22 protein-coding genes and 3 pseudogenes are annotated in these 22,106 nt (G+C 32.0%); 7 read left to right on the top strand and 18 right to left on the bottom strand.

Annotated elements, in window-relative coordinates; all coding sequences use genetic code 11:
- Positions 1-116: 116 nt before the first annotated feature.
- Positions 117-857 carry a DUF6882 domain-containing protein gene (locus P5P87_RS07515; protein ID WP_198857218.1) on the bottom strand — a complete coding sequence of 247 codons (741 nt, stop codon included), beginning with the start codon at positions 855-857 and terminating at the stop codon, positions 117-119.
- A gap of 312 nt (positions 858-1,169) precedes the next feature.
- Between P5P87_RS07515 and P5P87_RS07510 the strand changes: the two genes are divergently transcribed.
- Together P5P87_RS07510 and P5P87_RS07505 are read left to right on the top strand one after the other, a co-directional pair.
- Positions 1,170-2,081, top strand: coding sequence for a DUF5018 domain-containing protein (locus tag P5P87_RS07510; protein WP_278022125.1), 912 nt, complete (start codon positions 1,170-1,172; stop codon positions 2,079-2,081).
- Positions 2,023-2,694 (top strand): GLUG motif-containing protein, encoded by a 672-nt coding sequence (locus tag P5P87_RS07505; protein WP_278022124.1) that lies wholly within the window; start codon positions 2,023-2,025, stop codon positions 2,692-2,694. The genes P5P87_RS07510 and P5P87_RS07505 overlap by 59 nt, the downstream gene beginning before the upstream one ends.
- Positions 2,695-4,521: 1,827 nt before the next feature.
- On the opposite strand, the gene P5P87_RS07500 is transcribed toward P5P87_RS07505, so the two are convergent.
- From P5P87_RS07500 to P5P87_RS07480, 5 genes are all read right to left on the bottom strand, one after another.
- Positions 4,522-5,037: a hypothetical protein gene (locus tag P5P87_RS07500; protein ID WP_198857220.1), complete on the bottom strand. Its 516-nt coding sequence runs from the start codon at positions 5,035-5,037 to the stop codon at positions 4,522-4,524.
- Positions 5,038-5,320: 283 nt separating this feature from the next.
- The gene (locus P5P87_RS07495; RefSeq protein ID WP_198857221.1) at positions 5,321-5,710 is read right to left on the bottom strand and encodes a hypothetical protein; all 390 of its coding nucleotides are present in this window, start codon (positions 5,708-5,710) and stop codon (positions 5,321-5,323) included.
- Positions 5,711-6,058: 348 nt separating this feature from the next.
- Entirely contained in the window at positions 6,059-6,280 is a 222-nt protein-coding gene (locus P5P87_RS07490; RefSeq protein WP_278022123.1) for a hypothetical protein, read from the bottom strand.
- A 2-nt stretch (positions 6,281-6,282) separates the two neighbouring features.
- Positions 6,283-6,612, bottom strand: a complete 330-nt coding sequence (locus tag P5P87_RS07485; protein ID WP_278022122.1) for a hypothetical protein — start codon at positions 6,610-6,612, stop codon at positions 6,283-6,285.
- Between the two features lie 4 nt (positions 6,613-6,616).
- Complete coding sequence (locus tag P5P87_RS07480; RefSeq protein WP_278022121.1) at positions 6,617-7,768, bottom strand: hypothetical protein; 1,152 nt, start codon at positions 7,766-7,768, stop codon at positions 6,617-6,619.
- Between the two features lie 228 nt (positions 7,769-7,996).
- On the opposite strand from P5P87_RS07480, the pseudogene P5P87_RS07475 reads away from it, so the two are divergent.
- Positions 7,997-8,417, top strand: a pseudogene (locus P5P87_RS07475) (helix-turn-helix domain-containing protein).
- 580 nt (positions 8,418-8,997) lie between these two features.
- Here P5P87_RS07475 and P5P87_RS07470 read toward each other — a convergent pair.
- The 3 genes from P5P87_RS07470 to P5P87_RS07460 all read right to left on the bottom strand — a co-directional run bounded on the left by P5P87_RS07470 (position 8,998) and on the right by P5P87_RS07460 (position 12,184).
- Positions 8,998-9,273, bottom strand: coding sequence for a hypothetical protein (locus P5P87_RS07470; RefSeq protein ID WP_278022120.1), 276 nt, complete (start codon positions 9,271-9,273; stop codon positions 8,998-9,000).
- Positions 9,270-10,232 (bottom strand): hypothetical protein, encoded by a 963-nt coding sequence (locus P5P87_RS07465; RefSeq protein WP_278022119.1) that lies wholly within the window; start codon positions 10,230-10,232, stop codon positions 9,270-9,272. The genes P5P87_RS07470 and P5P87_RS07465 overlap by 4 nt, the downstream gene beginning before the upstream one ends.
- A gap of 224 nt (positions 10,233-10,456) precedes the next feature.
- The gene (locus P5P87_RS07460; RefSeq protein ID WP_278022118.1) at positions 10,457-12,184 is read right to left on the bottom strand and encodes a M14 family metallopeptidase; all 1,728 of its coding nucleotides are present in this window, start codon (positions 12,182-12,184) and stop codon (positions 10,457-10,459) included.
- A gap of 226 nt (positions 12,185-12,410) precedes the next feature.
- Here P5P87_RS07460 and P5P87_RS07455 point away from each other — a divergent pair.
- Together P5P87_RS07455 and P5P87_RS07445 are read left to right on the top strand one after the other, a co-directional pair.
- Positions 12,411-13,773 (top strand): annotated as a pseudogene (locus P5P87_RS07455) (DEAD/DEAH box helicase).
- Between the two features lie 193 nt (positions 13,774-13,966).
- Positions 13,967-14,410 carry a hypothetical protein gene (locus tag P5P87_RS07445; protein ID WP_198856177.1) on the top strand — a complete coding sequence of 148 codons (444 nt, stop codon included), beginning with the start codon at positions 13,967-13,969 and terminating at the stop codon, positions 14,408-14,410.
- A 276-nt stretch (positions 14,411-14,686) separates the two neighbouring features.
- On the opposite strand, the gene P5P87_RS07440 is transcribed toward P5P87_RS07445, so the two are convergent.
- The 5 genes from P5P87_RS07440 to P5P87_RS07420 form a co-directional block, all read right to left on the bottom strand.
- Positions 14,687-15,265: a PhnA domain-containing protein gene (locus tag P5P87_RS07440; RefSeq protein ID WP_278022115.1), complete on the bottom strand. Its 579-nt coding sequence runs from the start codon at positions 15,263-15,265 to the stop codon at positions 14,687-14,689.
- Positions 15,266-15,371: 106 nt separating this feature from the next.
- Positions 15,372-15,833, bottom strand: coding sequence for a pantetheine-phosphate adenylyltransferase (coaD, locus tag P5P87_RS07435; protein ID WP_198856175.1), 462 nt, complete (start codon positions 15,831-15,833; stop codon positions 15,372-15,374).
- Between the two features lie 108 nt (positions 15,834-15,941).
- Positions 15,942-16,298 carry a YetF domain-containing protein gene (locus P5P87_RS07430; protein WP_278022114.1) on the bottom strand — a complete coding sequence of 119 codons (357 nt, stop codon included), beginning with the start codon at positions 16,296-16,298 and terminating at the stop codon, positions 15,942-15,944.
- 10 nt (positions 16,299-16,308) lie between these two features.
- Positions 16,309-16,635: a DUF421 domain-containing protein gene (locus P5P87_RS07425; RefSeq protein WP_278022113.1), complete on the bottom strand. Its 327-nt coding sequence runs from the start codon at positions 16,633-16,635 to the stop codon at positions 16,309-16,311.
- Positions 16,636-16,765: 130 nt separating this feature from the next.
- A complete protein-coding gene (locus P5P87_RS07420; RefSeq protein ID WP_278022112.1) occupies positions 16,766-17,737 on the bottom strand; it encodes a D-alanine--D-alanine ligase in 972 nt (323 codons plus the stop codon).
- A gap of 280 nt (positions 17,738-18,017) precedes the next feature.
- On the opposite strand from P5P87_RS07420, the gene P5P87_RS07415 reads away from it, so the two are divergent.
- On the top strand, positions 18,018-18,635 hold the full coding sequence (locus P5P87_RS07415; protein WP_198856172.1) for a PASTA domain-containing protein: 618 nt from the start codon (positions 18,018-18,020) through the stop codon (positions 18,633-18,635).
- Positions 18,625-19,666, top strand: a pseudogene (locus P5P87_RS07410) (RluA family pseudouridine synthase). The gene P5P87_RS07415 and the pseudogene P5P87_RS07410 overlap by 11 nt, the downstream one beginning before the upstream one ends.
- Before the next feature lie 71 nt (positions 19,667-19,737).
- Here the strand turns inward: P5P87_RS07410 and P5P87_RS07405 are convergent.
- The 4 genes from P5P87_RS07405 to P5P87_RS07390 all read right to left on the bottom strand — a co-directional run bounded on the left by P5P87_RS07405 (position 19,738) and on the right by P5P87_RS07390 (position 22,093).
- Entirely contained in the window at positions 19,738-20,049 is a 312-nt protein-coding gene (locus P5P87_RS07405; protein ID WP_278022111.1) for a hypothetical protein, read from the bottom strand.
- Positions 20,050-20,238: 189 nt separating this feature from the next.
- A complete protein-coding gene (locus P5P87_RS07400) occupies positions 20,239-20,850 on the bottom strand; it encodes a 3-keto-alpha-glucoside-1,2-lyase-like domain-containing protein (protein ID WP_278022110.1) in 612 nt (203 codons plus the stop codon).
- Entirely contained in the window at positions 20,851-21,714 is an 864-nt protein-coding gene (locus P5P87_RS07395) for an ABC transporter ATP-binding protein (RefSeq protein ID WP_278022109.1), read from the bottom strand.
- Positions 21,674-22,093 (bottom strand): P-loop NTPase family protein, encoded by a 420-nt coding sequence (locus P5P87_RS07390; protein WP_278022108.1) that lies wholly within the window; start codon positions 22,091-22,093, stop codon positions 21,674-21,676. Before P5P87_RS07390 ends, P5P87_RS07395 begins: the two co-directional genes overlap by 41 nt.
- Between the last annotated feature and the right edge of the window lie 13 nt (positions 22,094-22,106).

Genomic DNA, 22,106 nt, shown 5'->3' with positions numbered 1-22,106 from the left:
GTCTTTTTTTTATTGCTGTCTGGCTTTCGCCTTCGCCGCGGCGGATTGGCTCTATCTCTCACGCGAATATATGCTTTGTTGTTATTTCAAGTTTCAAGTTTTTGATTTAAATAATCTTAAGAATTACCATTTAAATTAATCAAAAGATTGTTTTCATTAAAGGTCGCAGTAATTACTTTATCATTCTTTTGCGCTTTAACTTCATTACCATTTACAGTTAATTCATAACCTTTTTGAGAAAGATAATTTGAAAAAGCATTTTTGTGGTTTTGAATTTCAAAAGTCGAAATCAATTCTGGAAAAACAGTGATAATTCTAGAGAATTCTTCACTTTCAATATTATCAATCGAATCGTCTTTAATGGTAACAACCATTGTTCCTTGACCATAATTTCCGAGATAATAACCACTTAAATTAAACATTGTTGTGGCAACCATTCCAATAAGATGTAAATCGTTCTGAACAGCATCAAATTTTCCAATACTTAATAATTCGATGTTATTTTCTTCGCCATATTTCTTTAATGAAAGCGCTTGTTTCATTACAGACTCAGCGTAGCCGCCTGCTTTATTATCCCAAAGCCAAAGCCAAGTTTCTGAAGAATGAGAAAATGAACCCAAAACCTGCATTGGAAAAGTTAGATGGTCTCCAAAAGTAATTTCTTCATTATCCATATTAACATTCCAAGAAAGTCCGCCTGTAACTTCATATAGATTTCTTTGTTTTTCTAAAGCAAGAGCTCCAAATTTTTCTAAAAAATCATTTTCAGAAGTAAAACTGATCTTTTGATTAGTTTGAGTATTTGTTGAAGCTGTTTCTTTTTCTTTCTTCTTAAATAGATTATTGAATATTCCCATTTCTTTTGGCTTTTAGTGTTGCAAATAGTATTGTTTCAAATATATGATTTTTATAAAATAAGTAAGAAAATAATTTATAGCGTCTTTTTAGTGAGAGGTAAAAACTGATTTGAAAAAAATAAATGTAAAAACCAGCGTGAAATGAGGAAAGCCGTAAGTATAATACAAACCAATTAAATAATTTTGGCAATATTTTAACAACATATCGATTAATTATAATAAACCAAAAACAGAAATATTTCTATAAATCTAACTTAATTTAAAATGCTAAAAAAAAGAAAATCGACTGTATCGTTTTGTAAATATGTGAGTATGCTTGCATTATTTATTGCCGTTGGGTATTCATGTTCTAGTGATGAACCAATAGGTGAAGGACCAGCGACTAGCAGTTCTAAAGAAATTACTGCATTCTCTTTTGTTAATCCTGCAATAACAGGTACAATTAATGAAAAAGAACATACAATAACTATCGTATTTCCTGCTGATGTTGACTTAACTAGTTTAGCGACTACTTTTACTACAACGGGAGCAAAAGTTACCGTAGGTTCTGTTACACAAGTTAGCGGAACTACCAAAAACGATTTTAGTAAGGCTATAACATATACAGTTACTGCAGAGGATGGAAGTACTCAAAATTATACAATTGCACCTCCTAATTCGGCTGATGTACTTGGCTTTGCTTTTGAAGGAGGTTTCTCTGATGTATATTGGGAATTACCTGCACTTAAAGAAGGAGAAAATATTTTTAATAATGCTCCTGCTAATCTTGATTTTGTTAGCGGATTTCCGATCTTACCAGCTGGAGCAGAAATGACACAATCTGGAGATAACCAAGAAAGCGATTATAACTCTACAGGTTTTACTTTTACTATTACAGCTGCAGATGGTAAAACAAAAAAGACCTATACCATTAAAATACCTGCTTATGACAAGAATACAAATCCTTATGGTATTTACACTCCAGAGCAGCTTGCAACGCCAGCCTTAAAACTTACTGAAAGTTTTAAATTGATGAATGATATTACAATGCCAGAAGTAAATGGTACCGATTACCCAATTGGTGAAAACTATGCAACTCGAGGTTGGACTCCTATTGGAGATTTTTATACTTTCGAAGGAATTATAGATGGCGATGGTCATGTTGTTAAAAATTTGACCATTAAAGGTGGCAAGCACAGATTATGTTGGATTTATTTCTATAATGGGGGCAAAAGCAGTTGTTAAGAATATTGGATTTACCTCAGTAAATATTACTACTGGAGGCACTGTTGGTGCTTTGGTTGGAAATAATCAAGGAGGAACAATTTCTCATTGTTACACTACAGGTTCTGTTAGTTCTACAGGATTTTCGGCAGAAATTGGCGGTTTGGTAGGAATTAATAATGATGCTAACGGTAAGCCAGGTAAACTTTTAAATAGCTATAGTAAAGTTAATGTTACAGGAGTATCTAACTCGGTAATTGGAGGGTTAGTAGGATATAATTACGAGTGCGATGTGCAAAATTGTTATGCGACAGGTTCAATATCTGGTACATATAAATATGCTGGAGCTCTTATGGGGAAAAACGCATATGAAATCGTTAATTGTTATGCTACAGGAAATCTTAAAACTGGAGGCGGACTAGTTGGCTACAACTTTAACTGGAGTTCAGCGCCAGATTGTTTTTGGGATATCGAGACAACAGGACAAACAACTTCTGATGATGGTGGTAAAGCAGTTGGAAAAACAACGGCCGAAATGAAAACAGCAACTCCTTACAGTAGCACTTGGACTTCTGCTAATTGGAAATTTACAAGCGGAAAATATCCTACTTTAGTGGGACTTGGCGGTCAATAAAAATTATTAGCTATAAATAAAAAACCTCGTAAGACATTTGCTTACGAGGTTTTTTTGTTACGACATATCTTTGGCAACGAAAGTTGCGTTCATTGGGTCTTTTTTTAATTGCAGTCGGGCTTTCGCCGCTACTTCGGTAGCTTGGCTCTATCCCTCACACAGAGCAAAACATTGTTATGAATTTGTTTCAAATTTCGAGTTTTTGCTCGTGGAAGCATTTTATTTTACTTTTTATAAATTTTGTACAGCAAATAAAATATTGTGATCAAAAAAAATAAACCGAAAAGTAAGCAAAAAATTTGCCAAGCCATTAACGAATAATTGTAGTCTTTTACAATCATGTCCATAATTATCTGAATTTTATTGTCGTTAAAAAAGCATTATATTACTTCTTAAGTTTTCGAGATACTTTCCAGTAATAAATACTACCAGTTGCAAATAAAGGCAATACAAAATAGTAGTAATTAATAATTTGAAAAGAACCATTAAAATTTGCTAAATAAAAACATTCGGTCGCATATAAATAAATACACGAGCAAAAACAGACTATAAAAAAAGCTAAATAGTTTCTAGTTAATGTGTTTAGTTTAAAGTATGAATTCGGTGACAAAATATATAGTAGCCATTTTAAACGACGACTATCTGAGGATTTCTTTATCTTTTTTCCAATTTCTTAACAAGTATCTGTTGAATATAAATAAGAGAGCCAATAATTAATATTAATGGTATCAAATAAAAATAACTTACAACGTAATAAGTATCGTAAATATTAATTGTAAAAAAGTATTGAACAAAGTAAAAATAGACAAGCATTACAATACAGATTGCAAAAAAGAACAAATAATTTCTAGTTAGTTTTTTCATATATTTTGATTATTAAAAAAACATTAAACATTTATAATAATTCTATAATCAATGACATGGTTATCTTATTGGCAACTAATTTTTCGAACAATGTGGTCAACAGAATAGTATTTATTTTTGTCTTTTAAATAAACAAAAAAATGATACGTTTGATTTGCATTGTCATTTTGCAAAATAGTATTTAACTGTTCTCTGCTAGTATTTATCTCTAATTTAGAATTGTTGCCAATTGAGTTTGAACTAAAAAACATTTTCCTTTTGTTTGTCAAAATCTTAAAACCTGATATTTCTTTCTTTTCAATGTTTTTTCTAAAAACGATTTCATCTGTTTTTTTATCAAATTCAAAAACAAAATTTTGATGATTTTGAGAAAAGGCCTGAAAACTAACTAGGAATATTATAATACAAAACTTCTTCATTTTATTTTTTCAGGAAGATCTGATATTAAGCGACTACTTTTTTTTGCTAATGTTATAGTATAAACGGAAGATATCAGGAATAAAATTGCTGGAATTGTAAATGCATCATTTATTCTCTTATAATTGTATACTAGCCCTGTAATGTAAAACATTATAAACAATAAAATTACAAAACAGCTCAGCAAAATTTTATAATTTCTGCTTCTTAAAAATAAAACAAGCAGACCAGATATAGGAATGGCTATTAATCCTTGCCAAAGTATTGACGACGTGTTATTAAAGAGGTCGTGCAAAAACTGACTGAAATATATAATTAAAAGAATAAAATTTGGTACTCCATTCTCTTGAACGCCATAAGTTAATAAAAAAGATAGTACTGCAATAAACTTTGAAACTCGTAAATTTATGAACATGATTTATTTGTTTTAAGTGTTATTTGATCTGTCTTTGGATTAAACCAAATCAAGCACGAATACAAGGTAGAGCAGTGAGCACAATGACTCTCAAATTGCTAATTACTATCTCTGCTTTCTACCTAGTATTTCTATCTGAACTTGCCGTCATTTTGAACATTATCACTATCTTTTTTTAATCTATCAATTTCATAATTAATATCTCCTATTATTGTGATTGATTTATCGTAAGAAGAAAATTTTTGAAAAAATGCTCCAGCAATTGTTACTTGTTCGCTATTTGACTTGTAAGGGACATCTAAATTGGTTATTCTATACAAATCAAAAACATAAGGGAGAAATTTTACTCCCTTATATTTTGTGGTAATTGATTGATATACTTTAAGGAAAACTTCTTCATATTCTCCAACAGGTGAAACAATTATATTTTCAATAGCCCAAGATTTTCGTTTGCCAAAAACAGGATGTGAAATTTCCTTAAGATGAATATTTTCTAAAATCTCAATTGTAAAATAATTACCAATCAAGCTTTTATAAAAGTGTAACTCTGTTCGACTCTCTATCGTATTTTTTAGTCTTATAACTCCCGAAAAATTTGGCACTAATCCAGCTGTGCTCCCAGATATGTCATGAAAATCTAATTTCAATTTTTCTAAAAGACCAATATTCCATTCTTTTTCATAATAATCTTTTTTACTATTTTTCTTTATTATTTCATTTAATGCCGCAATTCCTGGGTAAGAAAAGTAATTTTTATCTTCTCTTGTTATTCCTATTGGATAGTACTTCTTTAAACAATCACTTATTTCTGAAAAGTTCTCAGAAAGATCGTCAATAGTAATATTTACAAATTTGTTATGGATAATTGGAAGTTTTAAAGTGTTGGATTATGTTTTATATTGAAATTGAGCTAGATAGTTCTAGAAAGTATTAATCATAGAACACAAGAATTGGATTTACTTCAATGTATTCGTTTTCAGTATCCTTTTTTTTAACCAAATAGACTTTTATAGAACTAAAAAAGTTTACCAATTCGGAATTGTTTAATTTTTGCTTCTTGCTTTTATTATAATATTTTGGAGTTCTTATAAAGTCTTTAAGACAAAGTATTTTTTTCGGTTTTAAATTATTCAAGGTTCCAACCCCTTTAAAGTAAAACTCTTCGTCACTATTTTTGTCTTTAAGTAAAAACTTATTGGCAATAGATTTTGACTCATAAATATATGAGTTGTCCAATTTAAAAAAGAATGTGTCTTTCAGCTTTTCTTGAGCTTGTAAATTAACAACCAAGAAAAATATTAATAACAAATTTATTTTCATAATTAAGATTTAAGGATAGTATGGTTTTTATAAGCAATAAATTATTATTAAAGAAATAATCAATTTAGGAACAAGAAATAGTTTTGTTTGGAGTTTCTTATAAATTTGAATGCGCCCATTCTACCTCATACTTAATTAATTTATTATTGCCTATCTTTTCTAATATATAAACCTTAAAGCAATACTGGCAACCCGCTGGAGGATAAATTAATGTAATATTTTTTTTCTTTTCTACTTCTTCTTTTTTCTTTTTGAAAAATTTGCAAGCCTCATTTTTTAAATTAGTTGTGTTTTCAAGTGTAAGTTTTTTTAAAATATCAATAGAGCAAGTATCTTTTTTGTGTTTTTTTATATCAAAAATGAAACTTTCTCCTTCTGTGTTAAAGTAAATTTTATTTTTATTTTCTTTTTTTCAAATTCACTATTTCTTACTTCATCAAATAAGATATATTTTAAAGGCTTTAAATATTTTTCTCCTCCTTTGTATATAGTAAAATAATCACTTTCTTTTGTTTGCGCATTTATAAAACTAATTGTTAGAAATGCTAAGAGATAAATAGTTTTTTTCATAATCAGTTACAATTTGAAGGACCTTTATAAATATATTCATTGATTAATTTTGTAGTCATTGCTTTTTGTTCTGAAGATAAATTATCCCAAGCAATTGTGGTAATATTTGTATCTAGTTTTCCTAAACCAAGCCACGCTATCGATTCATATGTAGATAGGGGCAATCGATTGTTGTCAAATTGCTTAATAATACTTGCAATAGTACTTCTGTAATGATTAGCCATCATTTCGTGATTCCATGTTGGCTTCCATCTTTTGTAATAATAGTCGTATAATCCTGGAAAGCTGTTTTTTAGAGAGTTAACATAGTTTACCTGTTGTTGAGGATTCATATTGCTACTGTCTGGCATTAAAGTTCCTATTTGAGCAAGCAGACAACATTTTTCGATATATCTCAGCATGAATAATTTCATGAGCAAATACTGTAGCACTTCCTAAATCCGATAAATTGCTCAAACGATTATTATTTATCTGAACTTCTATTACAAAATTATTAGGTAAAAAAGTTTGACCATATACATTTGCTGGTAATGCATTATTAATACTTAATTTCATGTGGCTTACTGTAAATTCTCCGTCAAATTTTTTAATTGCATTTTCAAATCCAGAGCTTGAGTTTTTTAATTTTTCGAAAATACATTTTGCCCTACCAGTAAGTTCATCAATAATTTTTTCAGGTGTTGGTGCTGTTATTCCACTTCCTCCACCTCCCGTAGGAGTTCCCGAATTCCCACTAGAACTTCTATCTCCAAAAGCACCAGCAATACTAAAATCTCTAGGAGCAGGAGCAGGAGATTTTTGTACAACAATAACATTATTTAACGGAATTGCCGCAGTTCCACCTCTTTGTAATGTATCATCACGTTCTCCGCCATAATTGGAACTATCATCAAACATTTCTATCATCTTTGATGTCATGTCACTTTTTACATCTTGGTCATATAGCGTTATTATATTTCGTACATCGCCAATAACGATTCCATCTTTTAATTTGGCTCCTTTTAAAAAGCCTTTTTTTAAATCCCAAGTGATGATATAACCGCTAAATAAAGTTAGGTCCTCAAAACCTAGCTTTTTTTGGTCGTCATCAATTTTATCTTCTGATTCTGGAAAAATCTCCTGAATTAATGCTTGATATTTTGAATCTGATTCATACAAATATAACATTTTCTGCCCTTTGTACTCAGGATCTTCGGGATTGTCCTTAATGGGTACAGTTATCCCTGTAGCGTTATTGCTCAATTTGATTACTTGAGCATTTTCCCAATAATAATCAAGATTTCTAAAAGCCTCAGTAAATTCTCCCTGTTCTGATTTATTGGTTGTAGAATTTGATTTGTAGCTTTCGAACCAATCTTTGGCTTCATTAATTTTAGGATCTTGAGTTCTTAATTGACCTGTGTCAACTTCTTCATTGTTGCAACTGTTGGTTAAAATGACAGCGCCAAACGCTAGAAAAAGTACTAGCGATTTTTTCAATCTTTTCATAATTAAATGGTTATAAGGTTAGTATGTTTAAAACTAATCCTTATGTTTTTCATTAAACTTCCTAAAAAGACATTTAAATAATAAAATAAGACATTTCTTTCATTTTTAAATCTGGTTTAACTTTGTCAAAACTTAGCATTTTAGAATTTCAGAAACCTAAAAACTTAAAACTTATTTAATTTCATGTCTCAAAAATCGTATTTTTGTTTAATAAGCAATATTTGAATTATGAGCACATTTACAAAACCAAGCCATATTGGGCGAAAAATTAGCCGAATTCGTGAACTTCGTGATATGAAGCAAGAAGCTTTGGCTCAGGCTTTAGGAACAAACCAACAGGCGATATCTATTTTAGAAAACAGCGAAACGATTGATGAAGAAAAGCTAAAACAGATTGCAAAAGCTTTGGGAGTAAGTGTTGACGCTATTAAAAATTTTTCTGACGAAGCAAGCAATTAATTTTTTTAATAATTTCTATGATAATAGTGGAAGTCATGGCACTAATTTCGGAACCAATAATGTATGTAATTTCAATCCGCTTGATAAGCTAGTTGAAGCTTACGAAGAAAATAAAAAGCTTTACGAACGTTTGGTTCAAGCTGAAAAAGATAAAGTGGAGTATTTAGAAAAAATATTGAAGGATAAATAAGTTTTTTTATTCTTTTTGGAATATAGAAAAGCCTAATAAAATTTGTTTTTTATTAGGCTTTTTAATTTGGTTTATTGTCGCTGGCGCGAGCGTCTCGCTCGTGCTCTTTTAGTTTTGAGTTAGATTGCGTTCACGAGCGGGACGCTCGCGCTAGCGGGGCGGGGAGATGCTTACGCTAACAGAGCAAAACTTATTTAACTTTTTTGCAAATTTTATACAATAAATATACTATTGTCGCCAAAAAACAAACACAAAATATTTGCCAAATTAGCAATGATATTGAGAAGTCATTAATTGTTATTTCTTTCATAATTATATAAATATCAAGTTATACTATTGTATGAACATCATACGCGTAAATTTTTTGAGATTATCAATTAAGACCGTCGGTACGGTTCGGGTAAATGAGTTAACAAGATATTTTATTCTTTTTAAAATATTGTCTGAATTTATTTGACTTTTTTGTAAATTTTATACAACAGGAACAATATTCCTATCCAAAATACAATATTAATTAATTGACCAATTAATAAAATGATATTAAAATCGTCTACACCTATTTGTTTCATAATTCTAAATTTTATAAAGGTAATCGTTTAGCTGATATTAATTTTCCGTTTCTGTTATCAATATTTACTGAATACGAGACAGGTGTTGTAACAATGCTACCAAGACCTTCTACAAAAAGATTAACTGAAAAAAGGCCAACTATTGTGACAGTTGTAGTGTTCCCATTTGTTACTTGACCATAAGCTGTTTGTGACCACGAAACCCCTGTACTTACACCTATTGGATTGCTTACTACATTGTTAATAACATATTTTAGACCAACTTTTGTTTGGGTAACAGATATCATAAATCTAGCCAAGGGAGCAGGCCTATTGTAGCGCTTGAGACAATTACATTGTTGTTTTGAACAAATTTAAGATCTTTTGCGTTTATATCAGTGTTATTTATTGTTGCTTTTAATTGATTTACACTTTTTATTGAAGATATTTCTGTAACTGTGTTTATGGTGCCTGAACTTCCTCCTCCCGTAGGGGTTCCAGAATACCCACTTGAACCTCCATCTCCGCCAAATGCACCAGCAATACTAAAATCTCTAGGAGCAGGAGCAGGAGATTTCTGTACAACGATAACGTTATTTAACGGAATTGCCGCAGTACCGCCTTTCTGTAATGTATCATCACGTTCTCCACCATAATTGGAACTATCATCAAACATTTCTATCATCTTTGATGCTGTGCCGTTTCTAATATCTTCGTCAAGAAGTGTTATCACATTTTGCACATCGCCAATAACGATTCCGTCTTTTAATTTAGCACCTTTTAAAAAGCCTTTCTTTAAATCCCAATTAAGAATGTAACCGCTAAAAAGAGTTAGATCGCCAAAGCCTAGCTTTTTTTGTTCATCATCAATTTTATCTTTCGAGTCTAGAAATATCTCCTGTAATAGAGCTTGATATTTTGAATCTGATTCATACAAATATAACATTTTCTGCCCTTTGTACTCAGGATTTTCGGGATTGTCCTTAACGGGTACACTGATTCCCGTAGCGTTATTGTCTAATTTGATTACTTTGGCATTCTCCCAATAATAGTCAAGATTTCTAAATGCTTTATTAATTTCTCCCTCTTCTGACTTATTGGTTGTAGAATTTGATTTGTAGCTATCAAACCAATCTTTAGCCTTACCAATTTTGGTGTCTTGACTTGTTAATTGATCTGTGTCAATTTCTTCATTGTTGCAACTTGTAGTTGTGATAATAGTGCCGAAAAACAGAGAAAGCATTATTAGTTTTGTGAATTTTTTCATAATTAAATAATTTAAAGGTTAATAGTTTGTTAAAACTAATTTTTTCTGTCAACTATCCAACTACCTGAAAAAGATATTTAAATATTAAAATAAGACATTTCTTTATATTGGTAAAAACTAATTCAAACTTTGCCAGAGCTCTATATGTAAAGCTTTGCGATCTTAGCATTTGCTAAATCTGATCAAAATCAAAAATCTTAGGGGCTCTTTGCGGTTAAAAAAATCTACAAAATGCGATAGACAGGATACTGCATATGTGCTTTTTCATAATAAACAGAATGCTTATAAATCCAGTCTAGTTGCGCTTCGGCGCTTTTTGTAAATTCGCGGTCGTTTTGTTTTATGGTTTCCAATTCTGTTTTTAAAGCTGGGGTATCTTTTAAAAGCTGCGCGGCAGTGTCTTCAAAAATATATTCTGAGTAATGCTCTTTTTGCTGTAAAATTGCATCGAAGAAATTCCAATTAAAGAACGAATCGACACCTTCAGGTTCAAAAGCTTCTAGAATATATTTTACGCCTTTTTGATTGGTTGGAACTAGGTAATCTCCTTTAGCGAAAGCCATTTTAACGATTTTAGAAATTACGGTTGTGTTTCTGTGCAAATAATGCCCTTCGTAAGCAGACGGAACGGTTTTAAAATCGGCAATTCTATAACTTTCGACTTCTATAATGGTATCGTTTTTAATTTGTTTAAAGGAGATATTATTGTTTTTCAAAAGATCAATAATATTCCAATATCCTCTCGGAACAACATAAGCCGTCGGAATCACCACTTCTTTAACCGATTTAAATTCTTTAATGTACGGAACGTCTTTTTTATACGGTTTGCTTCGGTCGTAATACAAACGATTTCCAGTTGTAGCGTCGCTTTTTTTGTAGCCTGCTTCATAACCTAAAAACGAAAAAGTAGTTGCTTTTGTACTGTCCAATTCCCATTTTAAAGTGTATGATTTCTTTGGCTGATATTGCTCTAAATTTTGTACTCTTAAATCTTTTATTTTTTGATAATTAGCATCGGTAAAATCCATCGTCGATTTCATGTATTCGTACGTCATTTTTACGCGTTCTGCATATTTTTTCAGCATGTGCGTTTCGACTACAAAACCAATTGTATTAAATAACGAAGTATAACCCGTTGTATATCGCGGACTATCAACAAACTGCCCAAAACCTTTGTCTGGCGTGTCTTTAAACGAATCGACATAAGGCGTAGTTTCGATTTTCTTTTTCTGAAGATCTTTTACCAAAGCCGGCATCATTTCGTTATTCATAAAATTGCCCAAAACTGTTCCCAATTTATTATGCTGTGTCATGATATACGTCAGTTTGTATTGATAATCAGAACCGTTACTTACGTGATTATCGATAAAAACATCGGCGTTTATTTTCTGGAAAATCTCTACAAAACTTTTTGTATTTCGAGTATCCGATTTCATTAAATCACGATTCAAATCGTAGTTTCTGGCATTTCCTCTAAAACCATAAATCTCTGGCCCGTCTTGGTTGGCGCGAGTTGTCGAATTTCGGTTTAAAGCACCGCCAATATTATAAACTGGAATGGTAACCAAAACAGTGTTTTTAGGCGCTTTCATTTTTCCTGTTGCTAAATCTCTATAGAATTGCATTGTTGCATCTATTCCGTCAGGTTCTCCAGCATGGATTCCGTTATTGACAAACAGAACGGCTTTTGTTTTCTGGATTTTATCAAAATCAAATTCCTTGTCAGGATTGAAAGTAATCATGTGTAAAGGTTCGCCAGAATCTGTCAGTCCCATTTCTTTCATTTGAATAGTAGGGAAATCGGCGACAAGCATTTTCCAATAAGCAATAGTTTCTTGATACGAAGCCGATTGATTTCCGTTTCCTTTCTCAAAAAAGGTATCGTATTTCTTATTGTTTTGAGCGGAAATAGTGATGGTGAAAAGTGAAAAGAGAAATGTAAAAAGTTTCATGGTTTTGGGTTTTTGATGGTCAAATATAATAGTTTTATTTGTTTCAGGTTTCAAGTTTCAGGTTTCATGTACTTTGTGTTTTTTTAACCGCAAAGCACGCAAAGTTTTTTGTCTTTCAGGTTTTGTAAAAACGCAAAGTTCGCAAAGCTTTGAACTTAAACTTTGTGAACTTTGCGTAAACCTTTGCGTGCTTTGCGGTTAAAAAACTTTCCCTACTTTTGCGAGCATGAAAAAACACCATTCCAACGATATACTTTCGAATTTAGGAATTCAGAGCCTAAACGAAATGCAGGAAATGGCACACGATGCTATTTTAAACGAAAACAACGTTTTATTACTTTCTCCAACAGGATCTGGGAAAACATTGGCGTTTTTGCTTCCTATTTTAGAATTGTTACAGCCTGAAATACTTTCTGTTCAATGTTTGATTTTGGTTCCGTCTCGTGAATTAGGGCTTCAAATTGAACAGGTTTGGAAAAAAATGGGAACGCAGTACAAAGTCAATATTTGTTATGGCGGACATTCAATTGATACTGAAATCAAAAACTTAAGCAATCCGCCAGCGGTTTTAATTGGAACTCCTGGAAGAATTGCCGATCATATCGAGAGAGAAACTTTTAGAACCGATAAAATTCAGACTTTAGTTTTAGACGAGTTTGATAAATCGTTGCAATTAGGTTTTCATGAGCAAATGTCTTTTATAATTGGAAGATTATCGAAAGTAAACAAACATGTTTTAGTTTCGGCAACTTCAGATATTGAGATTCCGAAATATACTAGGGTTATAAATCCAGTTGTTTTGGATTTTATTCCAGAGGAAGAAGAAAAGACAAATCTTTCGATGAAAATGGTGATTTCGCCAGCAAAAGATAAATTGCAGAGTTTGTTTAACTTGATTTGTTCTTTAAAATCAGAATCGGCTATTATTTTCTGTAATCATCGTGATGCGACAGAGCGTATTAGTGACACTTTAAACGAAAAAGGAATCTATTCGGTTTATTATCATGGCGGAATGGATCAAGAAGAACGTGAGCGTGCTTTGATTCAGTTTAGAAATGGAAGTGTAACGTATTTGGTAACAACCGATTTGGCGACGAAGAGGTTTGGATATTCCAGAAATGAAACATGTTATTCATTATCATCTGCCTTTAAAAGAAGACGAGTTTACGCATAGAAACGGACGTACAGCGCGTATGCAGGCGACAGGAACTGCGTATGTGATCATTCACGAAAGTGAAAAACAATTGGATTATATAGATTATGAAATGAAGGTTTTGGATGTTGAAGGAAAAGTTTCGCTTCCGAATCCGCCTCAATTTCAGACTATTTACATTAGCGGTGGAAAGAAAACCAAGTTGAATAAATTTGATATCGTAGGATTCTTTTCTCAAAAGGGAAAATTAGAAAAAGACGATTTAGGATTAATTGAAGTAAAAGATTTTGTTTCGTTTGCGACAGTAAAATACAATAAAGTAAAAGATCTTCTGAAAAACGTTAAAGATGAAAAAATGAAAGGCAAGAAGTTTAAAATCGAAGTTGCCCGTAATGTTATTAAGAAAGAAGAAGAGGAGAAGAGAGGAAAGTATTAAATTTTAGATTTTAGAGCGTTAATTTAGATTTGTATTTTGGAGTTTTTTATGATTTATGTGTTTGTAATTCAGTAAATTATGATTATGTAACTAAGTTTTACAATTTTATGTTAAAAAAATAACGAATTGATAGGTGTTTTTTCAATATTTCTATGTTTTTTTGTGTTCGTAAAATTGTAACCCCAAATACTATATGAAAAAGATTATTACTCTTGCCGCATTGTTTTTTACTTTTATTTCGTTTGCACAGGTTAAGGTACTAGAAACAGTTCCTGTAGAAAAATTAGGAAAAGTAAATAATAATTACATTCAGAAAATTGGTGACGAATACACTGTGTATTACACTATCGTTCAAAGTGATGATGATTCGACTTTGAGAAAATTTTCATTCAAAAACATTGATAATGCTTATAACTCTTTATACAACATTATCATGGGCGGATTTACAGCTTCTCCGTTGTACGACATCAAATTAGAGTTACCTAACAACTACATTTGGTTGCACTACACAGGAAATGTGGTTCCAGACAAAGCTACAGTTCAATTTATGGTTTCTGGAAAAGAAAGAGACGCAGCAACAAACAACGTTTCTGAGCCATTCGTAAAAGATCAAATCAGTAAATTATTCCAAAAATAATTTTTCGTTAGAAACAATATATTTAAAAAGCCCGTTCAGTTTTATGAACGGGCTTTTTTGTTTCAGGTTTCAAGCTGATAAACTTTGTCTTTAATTTTAACGCAAAGCACGCTAAGTTTTTTAATTTTAAAGACTTTATAAAAGTAAAAAGTTCGCAAAGCTTTGTGGATAAAACTTTGCGAACTTTGCGTTTTTTTTGTGTGCTTTGCGGTTAAATTATTAGTATTCTAAAAAAAAGCTTAGAATCTTAGCATCTCAGAACCTCAGCACCTTTTTTTAAATTTTCTTCACGTATTGTGTAATAATCACAATTTGCTGGCCGTCTACTTTTCCCTCAATGTATTCAGCGTTTTCGTGGTCTAAACGGATGTTTCTAACGGCAGTTCCTTGTTTGGCAACCATGCTAGATCCTTTTACTTTAAGATCTTTGATTAAAACTACAGAATCTCCGTGTTGTAGTACTACGCCGTTACTGTCGCGGTGAACTAATTTATTTTCATCATCTTCGCCTTCTCCCGTTGCTTTTGCCCATTCTAGAGTATCTTCGTCTAAGTACATCATATCAAGCAACTCTTGTGGCCATCCCGCAGCGCGCATACGGCTTAACATTCTCCAAGCCACAACTTGTACCGGAATATTTTCATTCCACATACTGTCGTTAAGGCATTTCCAGTGATTTAAATCTACATTATCTGGATTTTCAATTTGGTCAATACAAGTGTTACAGGCAAATACGGCTTCATCAATACCTCCTTTTTTAGTTGGAAGGACTTGATAAACTTTTAAATTTTCTTCAGCTCCACAAAGTTCGCATTTAGCGCCACTTCTTTTGCTTAATTCTCTTTCGATGCTCATTATTTGGGTTTTATTTTAAAAATGCGAAATTACTTATAATTTGTTTGGATTGCAAGTTTATGTCAAGGTTTGGATGTTCTTTAAATCGGTTGATTGATTTTTTGCCTTATTTTTCTTTTATCCTAACAGCTTTTGGAACCAATTGTTCATATTCGCCACCATGACGCAATACATCGCGTACAATGCTTGAACTGATAAATGATGTACTTGCAGCTGTCAATAGGAAAACGGTTTCTATTTTAGAAAGTTTTCTATTCGTGTGTGCAATGGCTTTTTCAAACTCAAAATCGGCTGGGTTGCGAAGACCTCTCAAAATGAAGTTGGCTTTTTCTTTTTTTGCCAAATCGATTGTTAATCCTTCATAAGTGATAACCGTAACTTTTGGTTCGTCTTTGAAGGTTTCCTCGATAAAACGTTTTCTTTCTTCTAATGAAAACATGTATTTTTTTTCGGCATTGACACCAATTGCTATTACAATTTCGTCAAATAAAGGAATTCCTCTTTTGATGATGTCTTCGTGTCCTAATGTAATTGGGTCAAATGATCCTGGGAATATGGCTTTTCGCATTTCTTTTAAGGTTCTAAGGTTCTGAAATGCTAAGATTCTAAGTTATTAGGATTGTGGTGAATCTTAGTTTTTCTTTTTCTTTTTCTTTTTTTGAATTTGGAATTTTTTCTATGTTATTCTCTTGGTATTGATTGAAGGAACCCATTCGTCTTTATTGCAGTCTTTACAAGTTGAAGTTCCTTTTTTTAATTTTTCAGTATTACCACAAAAAGAGCAGGAATATACTCCGTCTTCTGGGATACTTCTATTTTTTTTCTCAAAAAGCAAAGGCAGAATCGGCAATCCGTATCCAACATCTTTGTCTTCATAATAAAAAACACTGATTTCGCCACTTGTTTCTATAAATGCATGTTTTACTTGCCCCAAATGTTCAATCGATTTGATGCGTAATTCAGCAAAAAACTCATCTTGCGCCAAACTTTCTTTTTTAAAACTCGATATAGAAAATTTTCCGTCGTTAATCAAGCATTCGGTTTTACCTTCTATGAACTCTTCGAATTTTTTGCTTTTTCCTGTGAGCCAAGTAACAGAACGATAAAGAATTATAATGCTTAAAAATACGATTGCTCGCAGGAATTATTCCGACATCTTCATAAAACATCGGATCGCCAGCGGCAGAACCCAATGCAATGATAATTACGGTTTCAAAAACAGATAATTGTTTTACGCCTCTTTTTCCTGCTAACTTTAATGTAAGAAGTAAAATGGTAAACATTACCGTTGAACGAAATATCACTTCCAGAATAAAGGTTTCTGGGAGATTGTTGTAGAATAACCTATTCCATTCAAAGATTTCTTTCATTTTTTTGAGGTTCAAAGATGCAGAGTAACAAAAGTGACAAAGGTTGACTTTGACTTGGTTCAGTCTGACAATAAGGTTAAAAAATAAGGTGCTAAAATCTTAGGATCTTAGCACCTTAAAATCTTAGCAACTATTTTAAAGCTAGTTCAATTGCATTTGTGAATAAATCTTCTAGAGAAATTCCTGCAACTTTTGCTTGTTGCGGAATCAAACTTTCTGTAGTTAAGCCAGGAATAGTATTCATTTCTAACATATGTGGTTCGTCGTTTACAATGATGAATTCGCTTCTTGAGAAACCTTTCATTTTTAAAACTTCGTAAGCACGTTTTGCTGTTTCTCCAACTTTTCTAGTCATTTCGTCAGAGATTCTCGCTGGCGTTATTTCTTGTGATTTTCCTTCGTATTTCGCTTCATAATCGAAGAAATCATTGTCTGATACAATTTCTGTAATTGGCAGTACTTTGATTTCTCCTTGGTAGTTAATTACACCTACAGATACTTCAGTTCCGTCAAGGAAGCTTTCAATAATAATTTCGTTGTCTTCTTTGTAAGCTACTTCAATTGCAATTGGAAGTTCGGCTTCTGTTTTTACTTTTGAGATTCCGAAACTTGAACCTGCTTTGTTTGGTTTTACAAAACAAGGAAGTCCAACTTTTTCTATAATTTCTTGTGTATTAATTTTATCTCCTTTATTTAAATAATAAGAAATCGCTGTTTTGATTCCGTATGGTTTTAAAACAGATAATAAATCTCTTTTATTGAATGTTAGAGCAGATTGGTAATAATCGCAAGAAGATTGTGGCATTCCAATTAATTCGAAATACGCTTGCATTAATCCGTCTTCTCCTGGAGTTCCATGAATAGCGTTGAAAACACAATCAAATGTGATTTTTTCGCCGTTTACAGTAACTGAAAAATCATTTCTATCGATTGGGAATTCGGCATCATTTTGGTCTACATAAACCCATTTTTCTTTAAAAATGTGAATACGGAATCCGTTGTATTTTGTTTTGTCAAGATATTGATAAACGACATTCCCGCTGATTAAAGAAATCTTGTATTCGCTAGAATAGCCGCCCATGATGATGGCAATGTTTTTCATTGTATATTTTTATTTTTTAATTGTTTTAAGTTTAATGTTTTCAAGTTTCTTCCGCAGATAAAAATGATTTTTCCCAATATTGTCATTTCGAAAAAGGAGAAATCTCCGCAAGTAGCTCCGCAAAAATTGTCAATGTTACTTTATGTAAATCCTTCTCGGTTCTAAAGCTTCGGGATCGCGACGCTCAGAATGACAATAATGGCACTTTCTTGTTTTAAACAAAATTATCATTTTTTTTGAAACGAAATACTTTATCTTTGTCGCTAATAAAAATAAATTTATGAGTTTACGTCAGTATTTAACAAGCCGAGTTTTTTTCTTGCAATTGCTTGCTGCCGCAGCTATTATTGCGGTTATTGGTTATTTATTTATGCATTGGTTAACTTTTACAACAGATCACGGACACGAAATTGCGGTGCCGAATTTGTCTAAATTGACTGAAGAGCAAGTAGAACAAAAACTGGACGAGTTGGATTTAGATTACGTTCTTTTGGACAGTGTTGATTACAGAAGTGAATACCCAAAATATAGTGTTGTTGAGCAAGATCCGTTGCCAGGAACAATGGTAAAAGTGGGTAGAAAAATTTATATCAAGATTAATGCTTCTGGTTTTTCTTCTGTGAAAATTCCAGATTTAATCGAGAAAACATATCGTGAAGCTGTACCAACGTTAAAAGCGTTAGGTCTTGAGCCAGGAACGATTACGTATATTCCAAATCTTGGAAAAGATATGGTATTGGAAATGCGTTATAAAGGAAGAAACTTAAAAGTAGGAGATCGCGTGCTTAAGGCTTCTAAAATTGATTTGGTTTTAGGAGACGGAAAAGCAAGTTATGTAGATGATAGTCAGGCAGACAGTACTGCAGTGCCTGTAGAAACCCCAGCAGATGAACAATAATATTGAAGAAAATTTAGATCTAGAAGACGAATTATTCGAACATTATAGATTTGAAGTCCCAAAAGGTCAAGCGTTTTTGCGTATTGACAAATATTTAATGTATTTGATTCCGAATGCCACACGAAATAAAATTCAGAATGCGGCAACTAACGGAAATATCTTTGTAAATGATGTTCCAGTAAAATCAAATTACAAAGTAAAACCTTTTGATGTGATAACGGTAATGTTGTCGCATCCTCCGTTTGAAAATCATATTCTTCCTGAAGATATTCCGTTGAATATTGTTTATGAAGACGATGCTCTTTTATTGATTAATAAAGAGCCTGGAATGGTTGTGCATCCTGGTCACGGAAACTATACTGGAACTTTGGTAAATGCTTTGGCGCATCATTTTGATAATTTGCCAATGAATAGCAGCTGAACGTCCAGGTTTGGTTCATAGAATTGATAAAGATACTTCTGGTCTTTTGGTTGTAGCCAAAACGGAAGCCGCTATGACGCATCTAGCAAAGCAGTTTGAAGCTAAAACTACCGAACGTGAGTATATTGCTCTAGTTTGGGGAAATGTTGTGGCAGATAGCGGTACAATTGAAGGAAATCTTGCAAGACATCTAAAAGATCGTATGCAAATGGCAGTTTTTGATGATCCAGAAATTGGTAAACCTGCAATTACGCATTATAAAGTTTTGGAACGTTTTGGTTATGTAACTCTTATTTCTTGTAAACTGGAAACAGGAAGAACACATCAGATTCGTGCGCATATGAAACACATCGGACATCCTTTATTTAATGATGAACGTTACGGCGGGCATTTGATTTTGAAAGGAACTACTTTTACCAAATACAAACAGTTTATAGAGAATTGTTTTAAAGCGTTACCACGTCAGGCATTGCATGCTAAAACGCTTGGTTTTGTTCATCCGACTACTGGCGAAATGATGCGTTTTGATACTGAACTTCCTCAGGATTTTAAAGATTGTATTGAAAAATGGCAGAATTATGTGAAGTCACATAATGTTGATGAGGAATAATTAGATAATTTGTCAATTAGAAAATTAGATAATGTAGACTAATAAAAAAAAGCTCCTTTTGGGAGCTTTTTTTATGATTCTATTTTTACATTTCTGTTTAGAAATATTGAAATTTTTTCTGCTATTTCGTGTGCGTCTTTTTCTAATAAATGTTTTTTTATGATGTAGTCATTTGATGAAATAGGAAAAACATCCAAGTATACTTTCCAGCCTAAACTGTATTTCCCGTTGAGATAAACTACATTTACAGATTGTAATTTGTACAATTTGCAGTGAAATTTATTATTGATATACAAATCTTCATCTCTAATGCTAAACACATGAAATTTGTTTTTGTACCATTCAAAATAATCATTAAACAGTACATATGTGAGTGCTGACATTGCAATGATTATTGAGATAAAGGTTTCAGCGATTAGGTCAGGGTTTAACTTGCTTACAATTAATAGCAATATTGAAAAGAAAATTATCCAAGGAACAATCAGTGATTTTTTATTGAAATAAAATGAAATAGTCATTTCGTTATCACCATTTTGCAAGATCTCGTATTTTTCCATTCGTTATGCCTATTTCTAAAGAGACTTGATTTTTAAATCCATTATTTTGACTTCTCCGTTGGTTATAAAGCCTAATTTTCCTTTTTGGTTTAGATTGCTTTTTTCAAGAGAATATTCTAAAGTTGTTTTATCGTCAACAGAAAACGATAATTGATTATTTAAAACTTTAATTTTTACTGAATACCATTTATTGTTTTCTAATTGCATTGGCTTTCTAAACAACGTTTTTCCACCTCGTTTGCCATACGAATCATCTTTTTTATCATACATTCCGTCGCCAATTACTATGTTTTGATCAATCTGATACAAGTATGTTCTAATGTATTTTCCTTTATCCAAATTCAGCATAATTTCGAATAAAGATGCATTTGTCATGTTGACTTTAAAATCAATAGCATAATTTTTTGGGAGCTGTTTTTTTGAAACTAAAACTCCCCAAGGCGAAAGAGAACCGTTTCCTATAAGAGTATCATTTTTTAGAATCCACTCTTTAGAATTAATCGTCCAATTTGATTTTAGTTCTCTAGAATTGTTTAAAGTATATTCTTTTTTTACTGTTGAAATCGTGCTGGAACACGAAATCAAGATTAGTTGTAAAATCAGAAAGACTGCAAATTTTATTTTCATTTAATTTAATTCTGAATGGTATTTTATTTTTCCGATTGAACCTGTTTCTGAAGGCAAAAGTTCGAAAACAGAAGTAGGGGCAAGGCCTTGTTCAATTCGGTGAGAAACATAAATTATACTCACATTTGTTTCTTGTTTGATGGTGTTGATTAATTGGATAACCAAATCTACATTTTCATCATCCAAACCTTCAACTGGTTCGTCTAAAATTAATAACGGCGGATGTTTTAAAACGGCACGAACAATTAAAGCTACACGCTGCTGTCCAATAGAAAGATCAATAAAGCGTTTTTTTCTTAAATGTGTCATTTCTATCACTTCAAGCCATTGATTTACAATTTGTTTTTGATGCGTTGTAGGTTCGGTGTACAATCCGATAGAATCGAAAAATCCTGATAAAATCATTTGTTCTAATGTGTGGCCTTTTTGAAATAAATCGGTCATAGAAGTAGTAAAAATTCCGATTTGTTTTTTGATTTCCCAAACACTTTCTCCTGTTCCTTTTTTTCTTCCAAACAAAAATAAATCCTGTCCAAAACCTTTCGGATTATCACCTGTAATTAAGGATAAGATAGTACTTTTTCCTGAGCCATTCGGGCCAATTAATTGCCAGAATTCGCCTTGCTTAACTGTCCAAGAAATCTTGTTTATGATTTTTCTTTCTTCGTAGCTTACAGAAACATCTTCTAGTTTTATTAATACATTATCTTGAAAAGAATGTGTTTCTGTCGCTTTAGGAATTGTAGCGGTATTTAATGTTTTAAAATGATTTTCGATTTTTACAAATGGATGCAATTCGAATGTATTGTCTTTAATTAAAGCTTTATTTGGAACAAAATCTAATATATCGACAGTACGATTCAATAACTGAATAATCGCAATAGAATCGGTTAATTTCTGCAGCCGATTCAGCTAAAACAACTCGAGAAGCTTGATCTAAATGATCAAACGGATTATCAAAAATGATAAAATCGGGTTTTTGGTTAATACAGTAGCGTAAAAACTCTTTTTTGCGTTCTCCAGAAGAAAAAGTTCTTAATTGTCTATTTGAAGTTGTGGAAGCTTCAACGCTATCGTATTGAAATTCCTTTTCGATGAATTTCTCGATTGCAATATCAGAGAAAAGAATTCCTTTTTGGTTATTAAAAGCGACTAAATCTCCTTTTGCTTTGCCTTCAAGTAAAGCGTCTATAAAAGCTTTTTTGTTTACTTGATTTGACAAGAGTATATCCCAGTGTTGCATTGTGTATTTTTAA

Source organism: Flavobacterium ginsengisoli (assembly GCF_029625315.1).
Taxonomy (GTDB): Bacteria; Bacteroidota; Bacteroidia; order Flavobacteriales; family Flavobacteriaceae; genus Flavobacterium; species Flavobacterium ginsengisoli.
The sequence above is the reverse complement of the archived record's forward strand: the minus strand, read 5'-3'. Positions and strand labels throughout refer to the sequence as shown.